We start from the raw sequence: 17,503 nt of genomic DNA, 5'->3' as shown, positions 1-17,503 counted from the left end.
TTAACAGGTTATTTATGAATGATAAAATAAACATTTCCTTAATCGATTATAAGCGGTATCAAAATGATACCCTGAATGATATTTTGACTTCGGTTAATGGCTACTTACTTAGAAATAAAGGTGCCGTTAGCGATTTTAACCTGGTCAAGGATATTGTAGACAGAAATATCGACAAAGTTGATGATGAGATCAGTAATAATATACCTACTCCATTGTATCTGGGACTAATGGGGACTATGCTTGGAATTGTAGGAGGTTTGTTCTTTATGCCTGAAGTCTCGGGGCAAAATACCGAAAGCGCCATAGGAGGGATAGATGCATTACTGGGAGGGGTGAAAATTGCCATGTTGGCGAGTGTTTCAGGTCTGTTATTAACGATCATCAGCAATTATTTTTTCTTTAAAGCAAGAAAGAAAGTGGAGCATCAAAAGCACGATTTCTTCACTTTTATTCAGACCAGGCTTTTACCAATACTTTCAAAAAATACTTCATCGAGTATTTATTCTCTTCAAACAAATCTTTTAAAATTTAACCAGGATTTCTCAACTAATATGAGAAGTTTTAGTAGTACTGTTAACGAGGTTAAACAAACTTTTAACAGTCAGCTGGAAGTAGTCCAGGAACTAAAGAGGATAGATGTTGCCAATATTGCCAAATATAATATTGATGTGATGCAGCAAATGCAAGCGTCCTTTCAAAAACTAAAGGATCTATCAGCTTATCTGGATAATATGAATGGATTTATTGGGAATACAAGGGAACTTAATCTAGCAGTAAACAAACAACTGCAAAAAGTAGGTGAGATTTCGGAACTCATCAATCGATTTGATAATAATGCCGGAACCATTTCTGAGACATCTACCTATTTTAAAAACCAATTTAAAACCTTTGATTCGAGGGAACAGGCAATGCAAGATCGATTAGCTGAGTTTGATAAAAACACCAGTAAAATGATCGATAATTTAGAATCTTCATTTTCGGAACGGCTACAAAAATTTAATGATAAGGATGTTGAGATTAACACTGGTTTTGAGACTCTTTTTTCCAATCTGAGAAAAATGACAAAAGAAGTATTTGAGGATGAAGGAAGTAACATTGGCGCTATTAAAAAAGAAGTTGATAATATCAAGGAAGTAAAAAATGAACTTTCCGATTTAAATACCAAAGTCAACCAGCAGGACTCTGCTATCCGGGAATTATTAGATATCCTTAAGGACAAGCCGGTGCAGATGAAACAATCATTGGTCATCAAAGTAGGAACTATCATCCTGGCCAGTGTCGGAACCATCACCTGCGGAGTGATCATTTATAAACTTTTGACTGTCTGATGGCTGGAGGAAAGAAAAAGAATGATTATTTCTGGGTTAGTTTTTCTGACCTGATGACTACTTTATTCTTTGTGATGTTAGTTTTATTCGTTCTAACAGTGGTCTACTTAAAAATCGAGCAGGCCAAAACCGAGGCTACTTTAGACCAGTATAAGAAAATAGTACAATTAGAAAAGCAGTTTGAGCCCCTTCAGAAGGATGGGGACTTTTTTTATCTGCCGGATTGTAAAAAATATGTAGCCAGTGATTTGATGGGGGTTGAAATCTTTGAACCAGAAAAGACGCAAATTCTTCCAAGATATGTAGGCAAAACCATTGCGGTTGGACAAAAGCTGGAAAGCTTTCTTAATGGTTTAGAGAAAGAGAATCCAGACTTTTCTTACCTCTTGGTGATTGAAGGAAATATGGCAAACACCTATGATCATAGGATAAGTAAAAATTCAGATTATGGCTATAAAACCAGTTATGAGAGAGCCCTTGCTGTTTATGATCTTTGGTTAGAGAACGGCATTAATTTTCGAAAGGACAATGTAGAGGTACTTATTTCTGGAAGTGGTTTTAACGGTCTTTGCAGAGAAGAAAAAGAAGAAAACAATAAACGTTTTTCAATACAAATCATTCCTAAAGTGAGTAATAAAATATGAGAATTCTTTGTGGCTTTCTTTTAGTTAGTTTGGTCCTTTTCAGTTGTAAAAGACCTAACCGAAATCCCCGGAATAATAATGTCAAATCCCCAGCTCAAAGAGAATATAGGGGTGAGGATAGGGATATAAATCAAAATGCAAATCCCAGTAATACATCTATAAAGTCTACTGCAGAACCTGCTAAATCTTTACCCATCGGAAATAAAAGTGTTTCTGAATTATTTAAAGAATTAAATCCAGCTGTTTTTAGAGTGGTAGGGGTTCTTGGAGAAGATCAGTACTCCACTGGAAGCGGATTCTTTATAGGCAAGGGGATAGGCGTTACTAACTTTCATGTCCTGGAGGATAGTCAGGAAGCCTTTATATTGATTGGGGAAGAATTTTATGATATTACGAATATACTTTCCAAAAGTTTCCCACAAAATCTGGACTATGTAATATTTGAAACCGAATATGCGAATGCGATTAGCTTACCTATAGCAACTAAAAACCCACAAGTTGGTGAAGATGTTTTTGCTATTGGAAGCCCTAAAGGCCTCTCCAATTCATTGACGAAAGGAACGATTTCCGGGTTCAGGGAGAATAGGAGAATTCAAATCGATGCTACTATTGATCATGGTAGCTCCGGAGGACCATTATTTAATATGAAAGGGGAAGTAATCGGAATTACCACCTCGGGTATGGGAACTGGATCGGAATTGAATTTTGCTGTGGATATACAGGCTTTACCTTATGAAAAATATATTCACTACTAATTAAACGAATCGTGAACCTAAAACTTCTTTTTATATATGGTTTAATTTTGTTGTCCGCTTGTAATCGTTCAGGAAAGGAGAGTGCAGAGGTATTGGATTCCTCGCTCCCTAAAACAGAGTTGAAAGGAGAACCAAAAACTGATTCTGGAGAAAATAAAAAGCCAGAAGGGCAAATTTCTCTAAATGCAAAAATAATAAGAATCGTAGATGGGGATACCGCAGAATTGCTTTATGATGAACTCCCCATTATGCTCAGACTTCAACATATAGATGCACCTGAAAAACGCGGAAAACAGCCTTATGGAGTAAAAGCCAAAGCTGTTTTATCTGATCTCTGTTTTGGGCAGGAGGTAACAATAATAACCGAGGGAGATTTTGATATGGGAGGTCGAATGATTGGAGTAATCATTAACAAAGATGGTTTAAATGTTAACAAAGAAATGGTGCGCCGGGGCTATGCCTGGCATTTTAAAAAATATTCTTCAGATATGAGTTATGATACGTTGGAAAGGGAAGCAAGAGGAGAAAAAAGAGGCCTATGGCAGGATCCTAATCCAATTGCTCCATGGGATTTTAGATAAGATGAATTAATTTATTCGGTTATTAACCCTATTTCTTAGCTGAATATCTAAATATTTATTATTGAAATTTTTATTAGGAGTAAGTGCTGCTATGCTTTTTTTATCAGTTTTTCCTTTTCCGATAGGATATTATACTTGGTTAAGACTGGTAATTACGTTCTCTTCAGGGATGCTTTGTTTTTATCATTATAAAAATGATGATTACACAATGATGAGCATTTTGGGGATTGTCGCTTTATTGTTTAATCCAGTATATCCTGTTTATTTAGGTAAGAAAGGCATCTGGTTACCAATAGATCTTATTGTTGGCTGCATTTTTATTTATGAAGCTGTCAAATTTCCTATGGAAAAGAAATAAAATCAAAATTGAAATAAATCAATTTCTATGGCAGATTATTACAAAATTCTAGGTGTCTCCCGAAGCGCTTCAAAAAGTGAGATTGAAAGAGCATTCTATAAGATCAAGTCAAAATTTTCATCGGAAGATGTAGAAGATCCTTTTTTCAAAAATTATTATAGAAGAATTTTAGAAGCCTACAATATCTTATCTAATGAAAAACTAAGGTCTCAGTATGATAAAAATTTACCGGTAGAGAGATCAGAAAATTCCATTTCTGAGCGCAAACCAATTATCGAATATTTTAAAACAAATAATGAAAAAGTAGAGCCGGGAGGAAAAATTATTTTAAGCTGGCATACTTCTTTTGCAGATAAAATATCATTAAGACCTTTTGGCCAAGTAGGTTCTACTGGTTCTAAAATTATTTACTTCAAAGATTTGGATAATGAAAATCTACTTTTCACCCTTCAGGCAGTGAACACAAAATCGGGCCAAGAAGTGGTTAAGAATCTTCACGTAAAAAAGCATCTTGAAGAGGAAAAAAAGAAAGTAGATGATACCATAAAAAAACCTCCAACTGTTGAAAAATCAAAGGAGAATATTGAAATTCCCACTCCTGAGGTAAACGATAGGAGAACTTCCACACCATCCAAGCTTAAAAAGTACGGGATTCCAGGCGGTATTGGAATTTTATGCCTGGCAATATTTTTATTTTTCATAGGGAAATCAGGTTTTTGGAGATCTGATAATAATAAAATTTTAGAAGAAAGTATATCAAATTATCGGGAAAAGAAGGCGCAAAGAGAGTCAAATGATGTTGTAATTGAAAAGGAGGAAAAACTTTTTGTTGAAAAATCTGATAATCTTAATGGAAAGGTAATCAAGTATTATGATCCGGTGGAGGTCATGACAAAGCTTTTAGCGGAAATGGAAAGTAATTCCGTTCCCGGTTCAGTTGGATTTGAAGCAGATATGCGTCAGTTTTTTAATGGTTCATCAAATCCTTTGAATTGGAAAAGTTCAAAATCGGGAAAAAGTCAGGTGCTAAACTCTCAAATTAAGGTAGGAATTACGCAAAATGCTTTTAGTGAAGACCGTGATCCGGTTTTAGAAGTTCTATCATTAAAGAAAACGAGTGACAACGACTCACGTAAATTAAATAGTATATCGTTCCAGATAGGCGACTCAGGACCTCCATTTTGGGAACCTGATAATAAATGGAATGCTTTTGATAAAATATGGAGATCTAATGTAGACAAAATTTTAGTGACCGATGAATTAAATCGCAAGTATGAACTTTATTCCTTAAACCAGATACCCCCCGGTTTTTCGGCGGGATATCTCCAAACCAGTAATCATTTTGAAATCCCAGTAAGTTTTTTAAAAGAAATCTCTGAGGAAAACCCAACATCTATTCAGATTAAATTTTATTCCTCAATGAATGATTTAATGCGAGAAGGCTATTTGAGCCGGAATGAAAAAGAAGAACGAATATGGAATCTTTTAGAATTAGAAAACAATAGAGATTTTAATTTAATAAGCCAATTTTACGCCGATAACATAAAAAGATATTGGGATAATTATGAAGTAGGCGTTCAAAAGTTAAATGAATTATATCAATCAGCCTGGTCTAATACTTCATTTTCTGAAAATGAAATTCAGGATGTTGTCATGTTGGATGAAATAAATTTTGAGGTTATTACCAATTTTAAATATGTAAATAAAGAAGGCGATACCATTTCACAGTTAGGTTCAACCCACTATTCTTTTAATGAAGACGGATTAATTGATGAGGTATATGGTTTCGACTCAGATTATACTTATAAAAGTTTTAGAGATAGTGACTTTGATTCTATGACTGAGGAAATTAAAATAAGACGGCTATTAAAAACAGAAGATTTAAGAAACTTCAATAAAATCGCTTCTTACTATTCTGCAGATATGAAGCGGTACTGGTATGTCGAAGATCCCAGCTTCAAAAGAATTCATGATATCTATAAGGATGCCTGGGATGCCACTTCCTATTCTAAGAATATCATTCTTAATATTGAAAAATCAGGTTACAAAACATACGATGTTCATGTAAGATTTGAATTCTACAATGATAAAGAAAATCGAGCAGAAGCTAAAGAGAGTTTTACCCGATATGTCTTTAATAACAAGGGCTTTATTGAAGAAGTGTATGGATTGGATAAAATTTAGACTTTATTATTCAATTTTTTTTAATTACATATTATTATGACCAACCATTATGAAACCTTAGGTTTAAAAGCCACAGCATCCCAAGAAGATATTGAAGATGCTTACCAAAAACTTTCTAAAAAATTTCATCCAGATAATAATGATGGAGATGAATATTTGTCTGATTTGTTTAGGAATATAAAAGAAGCTTATGAAATTCTTTCTGATGAAAATAAAAAGAAAGAATACGATAATCGCAAGCATATTAAAAAAACAGAGCCGGTTGGAGAAAAGCCGAAAAGCGAAGCCCCGGAAATTTTATTGTTTAAATCAGATAAGGAAACCTTTATCGAGGGAGATACTATAGAACTCAAGTGGGAAACACAAAATGCAGATAAGGTTTTCATAAAGCCTTTTGGTGAGCTTAAAGCGAATGGCAGCAAAATATTTAAACTGAAAAATTTTAATAAACCAGAATTGAAAATAAGGCTTGATGCTTTTAATTCTATTTCTGATAAAAAAATATCCAGAACAGTTATACTTAAAAATGAGGTAGCCGAGGTAGATTTTTCCGAATTTGAAGAGGAAGATCAAGTAGAAGAATACAGGACTGAAGAAAATGAGCAATTACAGATTGAGAGGGAGCCTATTTATTCCAATTCTTTTACAGGGACTGCAGCTGTTGAAAATGATAATGCTATGGTTGCTAAATCGGAGGAAAGCTTTTTCTCTACCAGTGGGAGACTAAGAAGGAGTTCTTATTTGGGCAGAGCTATCCTACTTGGAATTCCAGCAGGTATTTCTGCGGTAATTATTCAGGAAACTTATGATGATACCGCTATCGGATTGAGCGCGATGGTGATGATTCTTTGTTCAATATTGATCTTTATCCAGTTTATAAAAAGACTTCATGATATTAATTTAAGCGGATGGTTTAGCCTGATCAATTTCATTCCGTATATAGGCGCATTATTTGGTTTAATAGTACTTTTTATTGATAGTTCAAGGGGTTCCAATAAGTACGGATCCGATCCTAAAAATAGAATTTAAAGCATCTTATTTTTTTGGTTTACGGGAAACCACATGTAAAGCTAGTCCAATGAGATTATTTTAGTATACCAATAAATTTTTAACCAATACTTTATATTGAATCATTAAAGAAATTTTTGAACGAATCACAGGATCCCAAAGCCTTTGAGAAAACAATGACAAAAGTTACTGAACTGCTTACACGAGAGGAAAAAATTGAATATATCGCGGTACAGAAAAAGCCGGCGGTCAATCTATCTCCAGATTCGATTGCTCTTACGAATAAACACATCATTTTTTGCAGGTCCAGGAGTTTTGGTTTCTCTATGGATTTCCAGGATTTTTTATGAAAAGAGGTAGCCGATTGCCATATGAACGAGGGAATTCTTGGAACAACTTTTACGGTGAAAACAACGAAAGGAGGACACATAGCGCATGATTACTTACCAAAGGCTCAGGTAAGAATGCTGTACAGATATGGCCAGGAAAAAGAAGAAGAAATGGCTGAGTATAGAAGACAGAGGGAACTGGATAATTCCAGGGCCAGTGCGGCGGAGGTATAGTGGTAAACACAAATAGCGAAAATAAAAGTTCAATGCCTAAAGAAGCACAGGACGATCCCATGGCAATTTGAAAAAATTAAAAATGATGCTGGCTGAAGACCTGATAAGCGAAGAGGAATTTAATAATAAGAAAGCTGAGATTTTAGCTAAACTATAATCATTTATGATAATCTCAAACTTAATTGCGCGAGGGTTATTAAGCTTTTCAAAAAGAAATTTGTTATGAAATCAAATTTAAAAGATGTAATGGTTAATCATTCTAATAAAACTTTATGTGAAATTTTAAGAACCAGAAATAAGTACACTCCTGAAGCTATCGATCTGGCTATAGAAGAATCCCTAAAGCGAGGATTATTAGCCGGTGTTGGCGAACTTGATGCAAAGTTTCCTATTGCAGAAGAAGTCAGTCCTCTCAAAAAGCCGAAAACTGAAGAGGAAAAGGGAATTTTAAAAAAGGCTTCTAAGGATTTCAACAGTAAGGAGGGGTATTTATATTTGATTGGATTAACTACAGGTAGTTATATTTTTTTTACAATGGGTTCTATACCTATTGTTCCTGTTGTTTTTATAGTTCTTGTTTTCTACTGCTCCTTTTATTACAATAAGTTGCTTGCCAATATTCTTATTTGGTTGGGGGCATTTCAAGTGGTAGCAATTTTTTTCGCTTTATGTACTTTAATTTTTAATTACTTATGATCATGAAAAAACTATTGACTATTTTAATTTTTTCAAGCATTTCATTCTTGAATGTCCAAGCCCAAATATTTCAAAAAAAAGAAGAAATTATTAAAGATCTAGAATCATATGAGTCAGGCGTAGCTGATGACGGATCAGAGTATATTTATTTCGATAAAGAGTTCAATACGAAATCCAGTGGTGAATATACGAGAAGAAAAGTTATCTATTTTGTGGAATTGGATGATGGAACAAAAATATGCAATATGTGGAAAATTCTAGAACCATCTTCCGAGACCAATTCTTTTGTTTCCTATTTCAAAGATAATTTTGTGGAAGTTGACTATATGCAGTGGAAGGATTATGAAACGGAAATTCTTTATGCTGTTAAAGTTGATGAAAAAGTATGCATAGTAACGGCGGTTTATAATAACACTAAATAATATCTTTATGAAATTCAACTTTAGTATTCTCATCTTATCTATGATGCTTTTTTCCACAGGCTCAATATCAATGCTTGGGGTAGAACTTTTTGATAGCAGGGAATCAGTAGAAGATTTGAACCTGCCAGTGGTTGCTAAGGAACCTGGAATAATAAAATATAGAACAAACAATGGAAATGACCTTTCCTTGACGTTTGAAAATGACAAGGTTGTTTATATGGAGAATGACTGGTTACATCAACCTGAAGGATCAAAACCGTTATTTTCTGATTTTACTTTTGGAAAAACATCCATTGGTGATATAAGAAAAAAATTTGGAAGCAACGGATTCTTATATTCAAATCGTAGTTTTTCCAGTACAGATACTCATTTAGTTACGTTTAATTGTTTTGAATTCGATACTGATAAGAATGAAGTTCTAGTTACCATAACCGGAGTTCCAATTGCTGAAAAAGATCAGGTAAATAAAAATAACATCTCGGAAAAATTGAAACTCCTAGCTATTATTATTGCCGACAAAAAGTACCTTGATAAAATTTGGGGCGAAGAGAAGGTCTTCGACGAAAACTATAAAAAGATAAATCCTAATTAAAATTTAGAAGTAAGATGATGAAAAATCTATTGGTTTTATTTATTCTATTCCTTTTCTTCAATAATAATTATGCGCAGACTTCCTACCAAACTTTTGAAAGAGCAGGATTCAAGGTGAAGTCTAATTGCACCTTCCGTAAAAACACCACATTTATCCAAATGGCCAGAGAAAAGGGTATGAACAATGTATTAGCGGCATATATCTGTGGGGAGAATACTGAAGATCCTCAAATAGGGGTGATCAAAAATATTAATATTTATGATGAATCATTTAACTATAAAGATCTCAGACCTTCAGAATATTCTGATTTTGAAGAAAGGTATTTAAAACAATACAGTAGCAATCTCAGTGCTGCCGGTATAACCTATTATAATATAACCTACCTGGGTGTCTCTGCAATAGAGTATTCTTTTTCTCAACAAGGATTACCCACAAAAGCTATTGTTTTTCTAAAGAATAAAAAGTCGTATTTACTTCAGTTAGGAACCAGGGCGGACCTTGATTCCAAATTTACTTTTTTTAAATCCGGCTTTGGAATACTGTAGAAAAGAATGAAAAAAGGTTGTAGCTTTTACTTGCCTGGAATGCCTTTAATTTTATTTTTTTTACTTACCGTTTCCTATACCGGTTATTCCCAGTCTATTTATTCACAAAACAAATACGGTGATAAACTCTTCTTTGTAAAGGACTATACTCTTCAAAAAGAGAATCGTTACGGAGAAAAATTGCTTTTCTGGGATGGCCGGGCCATTCATGAAGGAAACAGGTACGGAGATCAAATTTATTTTATAGAAGGTAATACAGTAAAAAGAAAGGATCGTTATGGTGAGAAAATTTACTTTTTCGATGAATATACAATTCGGGCTAAAGATCGCTACGGAGATAAATTATACTTTCTTGATGGAAAAGTTTTAAGATTAAAAAATCGCTATGGAGATCCTATCTACTTTTTTGAAGGTATTCCTGATAGATGGGTGTTAATTGCTGCGATACATTTTTTGTGAAATAGGAAATTAGCGACACATTACGTCGCGCTCCAGTTTTAAATTTGTTCTGTAAATAATTAAATATGAGAAAACTTGAAATTATTCTTACAGAGGAACAATACCGGCATATACAGGAAGAGATTAAATACTCTAACCGGGTGCATTTATCCGAAGGTGTTTTTGGCGGTTATGAACTGCGATTGAATGTTTCAATTCCCGATGTCTTTCCGGCTACTTTGAATTTGCACACGGAAAAGTTATTTGAATTGGGAGAGGTGAACTGGAAAATTTTTTAAATTGGGTTATGAAAAATCAACTAATCTGCCTTCCCGAAAACGACCAGCATAAGCGATTTATACTTGCTAAAAAAGGAAAGAAAAACCTTCTTGTTATTGGTCTCAATCCCAGTACTGCCAATGAAAAAGCGCTGGATTCCACTTCTAAAAATATAAATCAGATAGCTTTGAATAATGGTTTTGACGGCTGGCTGCTGGTCAATCTTTATCCTCAAAGAAGTTCAAAGCCTGTTGATTTAGATATAACCGAAGACAAAACATTATTCTGGCAAAATATTCATTGGATCAAACATATTCTGGACAGAGATCAATTCCAGATTCATGAAGCCTGGCTTTGCTGGGGTGATGGAGTGGATACTATGGGACGATACTACCTTAAGCAGGCTGCAGGATATCTATACCGGGAATTAAAAGATTTTAAATTCTCATATAACGTCATAGGCACTACCCGCAGCGGGAATCCCTGCCATCCATCCCCACAATCTGTAAACTGTCATATTGGGCCGGTTGATAAAGTGAAATTTGAGAAGTTTGATTTTCAGAATTATGTGAAGTCGGTAAAACTGGAGCCGGAAATTAAATTGAATGGGCTTGAATTTAAGTAATAGTTTTAACTCTTTTATTCGTTTCTTCTTTCACTTCTTTAAGAAAATTTTTAGATTTACTACCGCTGACGCCAAATCCTGAACCACCCTACCTTTCAGATTGAACGTGAGCATCCAAATTACTACAAACCTATCTACATAAATGACCCAACAAACCCACAATAAATTAGTTTCTTTCATCTGGTCTATTGCCGATGACTGCCTGCGCGATGTTTACGTCCGCGGGAAATACCGCGACGTGATCCTGCCAATGGTGGTACTACGCCGACTTGATGCCCTGCTCGAACCTACCAAAGACGCCGTGATGGAAGAGCTGGCTTTTCAACGTGACGAAGCCGGCTTTACCGAGTGGGATGAAAGCGGACTCCGCGATGCATCCGGCTATGTTTTCTATAACATTAGTAAATGGACGCTTCAGAAGTTACACGACACTGCGACCAATTCGCAGCAGATCCTACAGGCGAATTTTGAAGATTATCTCAATGGCTTCAGCCCCAACGTAAAGGAGATCATTGATAAGTTTAAGCTGAAGAGCCAGATCCGTCACATGGCCGGCAAAGATGTTTTGCTGGATGTTCTGGAGAAATTTACCTCTCCTTACATCAATCTCACGCCTTTTGAAAAGGAAGATCCCGAAGGCCGAAAAATGCCTGCACTCTCAAACCTGGGAATGGGCTATGTCTTTGAGGAGCTTATCAGGAAATTTAACGAAGAGAACAACGAAGAAGCCGGGGAGCATTTTACTCCGCGGGAGGTAATCGATTTGATGACGCACCTGGTATTTGATCCCATAAAAGATCAGCTGCCGCCGGTGATGACCATTTACGATCCTGCCTGCGGGAGCGGCGGCATGCTTACCGAAGCTCAGAATTTCATCAAAGATGAGGAAGGCCTCATCAGGGCGACCGGCGATGTCTATCTCTACGGCAAGGAGATCAACGACGAGACCTACGCCATCTGTAAGAGTGATATGATGATCAAGGGCAACGACCCCGGGAACATCCGCGTGGGTTCTACCTTGTCTACAGATGAATTCGCGGGCATCAGCTTCGATTTTATGCTCTCCAATCCGCCTTACGGGAAATCCTGGAGCAGCGAACAAAAATATATTAAGGACGGCAAGGATGTGATCGATCCGCGCTTTAAGATCACGTTAAAGAATTACTGGGGCGTGGAGGAAGATGCCGATGCCATTCCGCGGTCTTCAGACGGTCAGTTGCTGTTCCTTATGGAGATGGTCAACAAGATGAAGCCCGCGCACCAAAGCCCTTCCGGTTCCAGGATCGCTTCGGTTCACAACGGTTCCAGTTTGTTTACGGGCGATGCCGGCGGCGGCGAGAGCAACATTAGGCGCTACATCATTGAAAATGACCTTTTGGAGGCCATCATCCAGCTGCCCAACAACCTGTTCTACAACACCGGGATCACCACCTATATCTGGCTGCTGAGCAATCATAAAGCCGAAAACCGTAAAGGCAAGGTGCAGCTTATCGATGGCGGACAATTATTTAGAAAGCTGCGGAAAAACCTCGGAAACAAGAACTGTGAATTCGCGCCCGAGCATATTGACGAGATCGTAAAGGTGTATGCTGAAATGCAGGCGGTAAGCCGAAGCATAGATAAGGAAACCAAGGCCGAAGTTCCCGGAATAGCCGCCCAGGTTTTCGATAATGAGGATTTTGGATATTACAAGGTGACCATAGAACGCCCGAAGCGCCTTAAAGCTCAGTTTACTGCGGAAAAAATTGCGGAACTGAGATATGACAAACAGCTGAAGGAACCAATGCAGTGGGCTTGGGAAACTTTTGGAGAAGAAGTTTATACCAGGCTGAAGGAACACGAAAAGGAGATTTTGGCTTATGCTGAAGAAAACGACCTGAACCTGAGCAGCAAGAACCGGAAGAAACTGCTTAGCCCCAAAACCTGGAAAAAACAGAAGGAAATATTTGAAATGGCTGAAAAACTGCACCAGGCGATTGGTGAAAAAGAGTATTTAGATTTCAACATTTTTAAGAAGGAAGTTGAAGGGAAGCTGAAGGAATGGAAGCTGAAACCCGGCGCTTCCGAAAAGAATGCCATTTACAATGCTGTAAGCTGGTATGATGCCGAAGCCGAAAAGGTGATCAAAAAGAAGGAAAAACTGAGTGGTGAAAAACTCAGCAGCCTCCTCGCCCATCTGAGTTGTACTGAAGAACAGCTGCCCGACTTTGGCTACTTCCCAACCGGAAAGGCCGGCGAACCTGCCAGCCGCGGCTGGTATGTCATTTTTGAAACCGAAACCGACCTGCGCGATTACGAGAATGTGCCTCTAAAAGAGCAAATTCACAGCTACTTTTTGGAAGAAGTAAAACCGCACGTGCCCGAAGCCTGGCTCAACCTCGATGCCACCAAGATTGGTTATGAAATAAGCTTCAATAAATACTTTTACCGCCACACGCCTCTGCGTTCCTTGGATACCGTTGCCAAAGAGATCCTGGAGCTGGAAGAGAAGAATGAAGGCCTAATAATGGATATTTTAAACCTGGCCTAGATGGAAGCAGTTAAAGAAAAAGTACGGCTACAAAGATATCCTGCCTATAAAGATTCCGGAGTGGAATGGCTGGGAGAGATTCCGGAGCATTGGAAACTGTTGAGAGGAAATTACGTCTTCGACATAATCAATGATCGATCTCCCAAAGGTGAAGAAGATTTGTTATCTGTTTCTGAACACGACGGGGTTAAACTTCGTTCAGAGTCTAATGTCAATATGTTTATGGCCGAATCTTATGTTGGCTATAAAATGTGTCAAAAAGGTGACTTAGTCATTAATAGTCTTTGGGCTTGGAGCAGAGGATTGGGAATTTCAAAATACAATGGAATCGTCAGTACCGCTTACAGTGTGTACAGGCCAGACCATAGTAATTATGATAAAGATTATCTAAATTACCTTTTACGTATTGAAAAATATGTTGCTCAATATGTAATTGCTTCTAAAGGAATTTGGATTTCAAGACTTCAACTTTCCGATTGGTCTTTTTTACGTCTGCCGATTCTTTCGCCACCAAAACAAGAACAAACCGCCATTGCCACTTTCCTGAATGAAAAATGCTGCAAGATCGACACCGCCATCGCGCAAAAGGAAAAATTGATCCAGCTGCTCAAAGAGCGCAAGCAGATCATCATCCAGAATGCCGTGACCAAAGGTTTAGATCCTGACGTCAAGATGAAAGACTCCGGTGTGGAATGGATCGGGGAGATCCCGGAGCATTGGGAGGTGAATAAGCTAAAAAAGTTTATTACAGGACTGGAATCTGGGGTAAGCGTTAATGCTTCTGAATCAGAAACAGCCAGTCTTGATGAAATTGGAGTATTAAAGACAAGTTGTGTCTATGGATATGCTTTTAAAGCTTCGGAAAATAAAAAAGTATTTCAATCAGATCTAAGTCGTGTAAAATGTCCTGTTAGAAAAGGTGCCATAATTATTAGCCGAATGAATGCACCTGATTTAGTTGGAGCTTCCGGTTTAGTTAAAGATGATTTCCCTAATCTGTTTTTACCTGATAGACTTTGGCAAACGGTTTATAGTAAAACCATTGATTTTGATGCAAAATGGTTAAGTCAAAATTTAATAAGTATAGGTTTTAGAGGCTGCGTTACTGCCATAGCTACAGGTTCAAGTCCAAGTATGAAAAATATTTCAAAAGGAGATCTCCTAAACTTGTCAATAGCCACACCACCAATAGAAGAACAACGAGCAATTACTAAGCACATTGAAGAAAAATCTAAAAGAATTAAACATTCAATAAGCCTTAACCTACAGCAAATTGAAAGATTAAAAGAATATAAGAGCAGTTTAATAGACGCGGCGGTGACGGGGAAGATAAAAGTCCCGAACTATGATTTAAAATGATGACTTGGAAAACTATGATTAAAAGGGTGGCATAAATGATTAAGAATGAATATAAATATTCTGAATTAACAGGCAAAATCATAGGTGCCGCAATGGAAGTACATAAGCATTTGGGCAATGGTTTTCAGGAGGTGATCTATCAACGTGCCCTAAGTATTGAACTCAATATGCAGGACCTGGCACACGAGCGGGAAAAAGAAATGGATCTCTCTTATAAAGGCTTCCCTATAGGTCAGCGACGAGTTGACTTTTTTGTAGATGAAAAAATAATGGTAGAAATAAAGGCGGTAAAAGAATTGGAAGATGTTCACCTGGCACAAGCCATCAATTATTTGGAAGCCTACGGAATGGAAATCGGCCTATTAATAAATTTCGGAAACACCTCGCTGCAATTCAAACGAGTTATGAAACCAAAGAATCACAGTCGCTCACAAAATCAAAATAAATCATAGTTCCAGAATATGCAGCAAATCGAAAATTTAAAGGAATATAAGAGCAGTTTAATAGACGCGGCGGTGACGGGGAAGATAAAAGTCCCGAACTATGATTTAAAATGATGACTTGGAAAACTATGATTAAAAGGGTGGCATAAATGATTAAGAATGAATATAAATATTCTGAATTAACAGGCAAAATAATAGGTGCCGCAATGGAAGTGCATAAGCATTTGGGTAATGGTTTTCAGGAGGTGATCTATCAACGTGCCCTAAGTATTGAACTCAATATGCAGGACCTGGCACACGAGCGGGAAAAAGAAATGGATCTCTCTTATAAAGGCTTCCCTATAGGTCAGCGACGAGTTGACTTCTTTGTAGATGAAAAAATAATGGTAGAAATAAAGGCGGTAAAAGAATTGGAAGATGTTCACCTGGCACAAGCCATCAATTATTTGGAAGCCTACGGAATGGAAATCGGCCTATTAATAAATTTTGGAAATACATCGCTGCAATTCAAACGAGTTATGAAACCAAAGAATCAAAGTCAATCCCAAAATCAAAAAAAATCATAGTTCCAGAATATGCAGCAAATCGAAAAATTAAAGGAATATAAGAGCAGTTTAATAGACGCGGCGGTGACGGGGAAGGTAAAGGTGAGTTAAAAAATAGACATTAAAAAATGAGTCAATTATTATATACAGTTAAAGAAGTTTTCTCGGATGAAGAGTATCTTAAGGATCATGGAAAAGAATACTACAACATTCCATTGTATCAAAGAGGTTACAAGTGGGAAGAGAAACATGTCACGAAACTTTTGGACGACATAGACAATTTCCAAATAGGAGACAAAAAATTTTATTGCCTTCAAAATATTACGATTGTACCTCAAGACAACTTTTTTAATATTGTTGATGGTCAGCAACGCTTGACCACATTAACAATATTATTAGCTTACCTACAGGAAAAAAAATTAGTAAATGATAAGATTAGATTTCCCAACAATTCTATCCGAAAAGAAACCAATAGGTTTTTGAATGAAGTAATTACTAAGGAAGGAAAAACCTTTCCTGAAGCAGATTGGGAGGAATTTATAAAGAATTCAGGAAGTTTTGATCACCAAGACATATATCATATTTTTCATATTCACAAGGCTATAGAGGACTGGTTTGAAACCAAAGAAAATCACCTTTCCTTCTCTCAAAGTAAATTCAAATCAAAGCTTCTTGAAAGTGTAAAACTAATCATCAACCAGATCGATGACTCAACAAAAAGTGAGGAAAAGATCTTTGGTAACTTAAACTCAAAACGAGTGCCTCTTGATGGTGCAGATCTCGTACGGGCTATGCTTATCACAAGAGTTGCTCATGAAGAAGGAAAACGGGAAGCCGACATTAAAAACATTGTGAGAGTTAATGAAAGAAGAGTTAAAATAGGTTGGGAACTTGATCAGATTAATAATTGGTGGTCTCAGGATAAAATAAAAAACTATTTTACCCGATTCTTTGGTATAACTTCAGAAAATATTGGTGTAGGGAAAAAGCTATTTGACGAAGAAAAATATCCTATAAATATTCTCTACTTGCTGTTTGCAGAAAAGAGAAAGGAGGAAAAACTTTCGTTAGAACTAGTAGAAAAGCATAATAATGATGCCTTAGGGTTATATAAAGAATTAATAAAACTTCATAGTACTTTACAAGACTGGTATCAGGACCGACAGATTTATCATCTCCTAGGATTTTTATTTGCTCATAAAACAAAAAAAGATTTCAATTTTGGAAAATTATGGGCTCTTTGGTCTTCGAGCGTCACACGACGTGACTTCATAAAAAAATTAAAAGAAAAAATTAAGGATAATTTTCTTGTTGATGGAGAAATTATAGACTTTAATGATCAAGACACTAACTGGTATGAAGAAGAACCAACCAAACTAGTCCAGGCTTTAGTACTAATGGATATTATTCATTCCATTAAGGAAAATCAATCATTCTTGCCCGCATCAGCCTTTACAAAAGCATCTAATGACATTGAACACATTTTTCCTCAGAATCCACAAAAGGTCGAGGATAAGAAAGCTTATATCACTTTTTTAAATCAACATGGAGGGTGTAAAATAAACTCTGTCTGAAGGAAATTTTAAATTAATTTTATTCAGACAGACT

Annotated in this window: 22 protein-coding genes; all 22 read left to right on the top strand. The window is 36.5% G+C overall.

From position 1 onward, the window contains the following. The first annotated feature begins 14 nt into the window (after positions 1-14). The 22 genes from C7S20_RS18435 to C7S20_RS18340 all read left to right on the top strand — a co-directional run bounded on the left by C7S20_RS18435 (position 15) and on the right by C7S20_RS18340 (position 17,469). On the top strand, positions 15-1,328 hold the full coding sequence (locus tag C7S20_RS18435; protein WP_107013833.1) for a hypothetical protein: 1,314 nt from the start codon (positions 15-17) through the stop codon (positions 1,326-1,328). Further along, complete coding sequence (locus C7S20_RS18430) at positions 1,328-1,972, top strand: hypothetical protein (RefSeq protein WP_107013832.1); 645 nt, start codon at positions 1,328-1,330, stop codon at positions 1,970-1,972. The genes C7S20_RS18435 and C7S20_RS18430 overlap by 1 nt, the downstream gene beginning before the upstream one ends. After that, positions 1,969-2,727, top strand: coding sequence for a S1C family serine protease (locus tag C7S20_RS18425; protein ID WP_107013831.1), 759 nt, complete (start codon positions 1,969-1,971; stop codon positions 2,725-2,727). The genes C7S20_RS18430 and C7S20_RS18425 overlap by 4 nt, the downstream gene beginning before the upstream one ends. A gap of 11 nt (positions 2,728-2,738) precedes the next feature. Next, complete coding sequence (locus C7S20_RS18420) at positions 2,739-3,308, top strand: thermonuclease family protein (RefSeq protein WP_107013830.1); 570 nt, start codon at positions 2,739-2,741, stop codon at positions 3,306-3,308. Positions 3,309-3,369: 61 nt separating this feature from the next. Continuing rightward, the gene (locus C7S20_RS18415; RefSeq protein ID WP_159039983.1) at positions 3,370-3,666 is read left to right on the top strand and encodes a DUF6804 family protein; all 297 of its coding nucleotides are present in this window, start codon (positions 3,370-3,372) and stop codon (positions 3,664-3,666) included. A 27-nt stretch (positions 3,667-3,693) separates the two neighbouring features. Further along, positions 3,694-5,850 carry a J domain-containing protein gene (locus C7S20_RS18410; RefSeq protein WP_107013828.1) on the top strand — a complete coding sequence of 719 codons (2,157 nt, stop codon included), beginning with the start codon at positions 3,694-3,696 and terminating at the stop codon, positions 5,848-5,850. A 36-nt stretch (positions 5,851-5,886) separates the two neighbouring features. Beyond that, positions 5,887-6,879 (top strand): DnaJ domain-containing protein, encoded by a 993-nt coding sequence (locus tag C7S20_RS18405; protein ID WP_107013827.1) that lies wholly within the window; start codon positions 5,887-5,889, stop codon positions 6,877-6,879. Between the two features lie 155 nt (positions 6,880-7,034). Continuing rightward, positions 7,035-7,208 carry a PH domain-containing protein gene (locus C7S20_RS19835; protein ID WP_227009050.1) on the top strand — a complete coding sequence of 58 codons (174 nt, stop codon included), beginning with the start codon at positions 7,035-7,037 and terminating at the stop codon, positions 7,206-7,208. 21 nt (positions 7,209-7,229) lie between these two features. After that, positions 7,230-7,421 (top strand): hypothetical protein, encoded by a 192-nt coding sequence (locus tag C7S20_RS19830; RefSeq protein WP_227009049.1) that lies wholly within the window; start codon positions 7,230-7,232, stop codon positions 7,419-7,421. Positions 7,422-7,503: 82 nt separating this feature from the next. After that, positions 7,504-7,578 carry a hypothetical protein gene (locus tag C7S20_RS19825; RefSeq protein WP_227009168.1) on the top strand — a complete coding sequence of 25 codons (75 nt, stop codon included), beginning with the start codon at positions 7,504-7,506 and terminating at the stop codon, positions 7,576-7,578. Between the two features lie 65 nt (positions 7,579-7,643). Further along, positions 7,644-8,117: a hypothetical protein gene (locus C7S20_RS18395; RefSeq protein WP_107013826.1), complete on the top strand. Its 474-nt coding sequence runs from the start codon at positions 7,644-7,646 to the stop codon at positions 8,115-8,117. A 2-nt stretch (positions 8,118-8,119) separates the two neighbouring features. Next, on the top strand, positions 8,120-8,539 hold the full coding sequence (locus tag C7S20_RS18390) for a hypothetical protein (protein WP_159039982.1): 420 nt from the start codon (positions 8,120-8,122) through the stop codon (positions 8,537-8,539). Positions 8,540-8,546: 7 nt separating this feature from the next. Next, positions 8,547-9,131 carry a hypothetical protein gene (locus tag C7S20_RS18385; RefSeq protein WP_159039981.1) on the top strand — a complete coding sequence of 195 codons (585 nt, stop codon included), beginning with the start codon at positions 8,547-8,549 and terminating at the stop codon, positions 9,129-9,131. Between the two features lie 14 nt (positions 9,132-9,145). Next, positions 9,146-9,676, top strand: coding sequence for a hypothetical protein (locus C7S20_RS18380; RefSeq protein WP_159039980.1), 531 nt, complete (start codon positions 9,146-9,148; stop codon positions 9,674-9,676). A 39-nt stretch (positions 9,677-9,715) separates the two neighbouring features. Next, positions 9,716-10,135: a hypothetical protein gene (locus C7S20_RS18375; RefSeq protein WP_159039979.1), complete on the top strand. Its 420-nt coding sequence runs from the start codon at positions 9,716-9,718 to the stop codon at positions 10,133-10,135. A gap of 65 nt (positions 10,136-10,200) precedes the next feature. Continuing rightward, entirely contained in the window at positions 10,201-10,413 is a 213-nt protein-coding gene (locus C7S20_RS18370) for a hypothetical protein (protein ID WP_107013821.1), read from the top strand. Positions 10,414-10,421: 8 nt separating this feature from the next. Further along, complete coding sequence (locus tag C7S20_RS18365; protein WP_107013820.1) at positions 10,422-11,018, top strand: DUF1643 domain-containing protein; 597 nt, start codon at positions 10,422-10,424, stop codon at positions 11,016-11,018. A gap of 142 nt (positions 11,019-11,160) precedes the next feature. Beyond that, positions 11,161-13,548 carry a type I restriction-modification system subunit M gene (locus tag C7S20_RS18360; RefSeq protein WP_107013819.1) on the top strand — a complete coding sequence of 796 codons (2,388 nt, stop codon included), beginning with the start codon at positions 11,161-11,163 and terminating at the stop codon, positions 13,546-13,548. Beyond that, a complete protein-coding gene (locus C7S20_RS18355) occupies positions 13,549-14,907 on the top strand; it encodes a restriction endonuclease subunit S (protein ID WP_107013818.1) in 1,359 nt (452 codons plus the stop codon). It abuts the gene before it with no gap. 35 nt (positions 14,908-14,942) lie between these two features. Next, positions 14,943-15,359, top strand: coding sequence for a GxxExxY protein (locus tag C7S20_RS18350; protein ID WP_107013817.1), 417 nt, complete (start codon positions 14,943-14,945; stop codon positions 15,357-15,359). Between the two features lie 140 nt (positions 15,360-15,499). After that, positions 15,500-15,916: a GxxExxY protein gene (locus C7S20_RS18345; protein ID WP_107013816.1), complete on the top strand. Its 417-nt coding sequence runs from the start codon at positions 15,500-15,502 to the stop codon at positions 15,914-15,916. A gap of 107 nt (positions 15,917-16,023) precedes the next feature. After that, positions 16,024-17,469, top strand: coding sequence for a DUF262 domain-containing protein (locus tag C7S20_RS18340; protein ID WP_107013815.1), 1,446 nt, complete (start codon positions 16,024-16,026; stop codon positions 17,467-17,469). Positions 17,470-17,503 lie beyond the last annotated feature (34 nt).

The sequence above is a fragment of the Christiangramia fulva genome (assembly GCF_003024155.1).
Lineage (GTDB): Bacteria > Bacteroidota > Bacteroidia > Flavobacteriales > Flavobacteriaceae > Christiangramia > Christiangramia fulva.
The sequence above is the reverse complement of the archived record's forward strand: the minus strand, read 5'-3'. Positions and strand labels throughout refer to the sequence as shown.

Bases quoted from the DNA above. Each gene is read 5' to 3' on its own strand.
- C7S20_RS18360 (WP_107013819.1), top strand. From the start codon at position 11,161: ATGACCCAACAAACCCACAATAAATTAGTTTCTTTCATCTGGTCTATT.
- C7S20_RS18375 (WP_159039979.1), top strand. From the start codon at position 9,716: ATGCCTTTAATTTTATTTTTTTTACTTACCGTTTCCTATACCGGTTAT.
- C7S20_RS18350 (WP_107013817.1), top strand. From the start codon at position 14,943: ATGATTAAGAATGAATATAAATATTCTGAATTAACAGGCAAAATCATA.
- C7S20_RS18355 (WP_107013818.1), top strand. From the start codon at position 13,549: ATGGAAGCAGTTAAAGAAAAAGTACGGCTACAAAGATATCCTGCCTAT.
- C7S20_RS18395 (WP_107013826.1), top strand. From the start codon at position 7,644: ATGAAATCAAATTTAAAAGATGTAATGGTTAATCATTCTAATAAAACT.
- C7S20_RS18385 (WP_159039981.1), top strand. From the start codon at position 8,547: ATGAAATTCAACTTTAGTATTCTCATCTTATCTATGATGCTTTTTTCC.
- C7S20_RS19835 (WP_227009050.1), top strand. From the start codon at position 7,035: ATGACAAAAGTTACTGAACTGCTTACACGAGAGGAAAAAATTGAATAT.
- C7S20_RS18405 (WP_107013827.1), top strand. From the start codon at position 5,887: ATGACCAACCATTATGAAACCTTAGGTTTAAAAGCCACAGCATCCCAA.
- C7S20_RS18380 (WP_159039980.1), top strand. From the start codon at position 9,146: ATGATGAAAAATCTATTGGTTTTATTTATTCTATTCCTTTTCTTCAAT.
- C7S20_RS18370 (WP_107013821.1), top strand. From the start codon at position 10,201: ATGAGAAAACTTGAAATTATTCTTACAGAGGAACAATACCGGCATATA.
- C7S20_RS18390 (WP_159039982.1), top strand. From the start codon at position 8,120: ATGAAAAAACTATTGACTATTTTAATTTTTTCAAGCATTTCATTCTTG.
- C7S20_RS18435 (WP_107013833.1), top strand. From the start codon at position 15: ATGAATGATAAAATAAACATTTCCTTAATCGATTATAAGCGGTATCAA.
- C7S20_RS18345 (WP_107013816.1), top strand. From the start codon at position 15,500: ATGATTAAGAATGAATATAAATATTCTGAATTAACAGGCAAAATAATA.
- C7S20_RS18365 (WP_107013820.1), top strand. From the start codon at position 10,422: ATGAAAAATCAACTAATCTGCCTTCCCGAAAACGACCAGCATAAGCGA.
- C7S20_RS18410 (WP_107013828.1), top strand. From the start codon at position 3,694: ATGGCAGATTATTACAAAATTCTAGGTGTCTCCCGAAGCGCTTCAAAA.
- C7S20_RS18340 (WP_107013815.1), top strand. From the start codon at position 16,024: ATGAGTCAATTATTATATACAGTTAAAGAAGTTTTCTCGGATGAAGAG.
- C7S20_RS19830 (WP_227009049.1), top strand. From the start codon at position 7,230: ATGAACGAGGGAATTCTTGGAACAACTTTTACGGTGAAAACAACGAAA.
- C7S20_RS18425 (WP_107013831.1), top strand. From the start codon at position 1,969: ATGAGAATTCTTTGTGGCTTTCTTTTAGTTAGTTTGGTCCTTTTCAGT.
- C7S20_RS18430 (WP_107013832.1), top strand. From the start codon at position 1,328: ATGGCTGGAGGAAAGAAAAAGAATGATTATTTCTGGGTTAGTTTTTCT.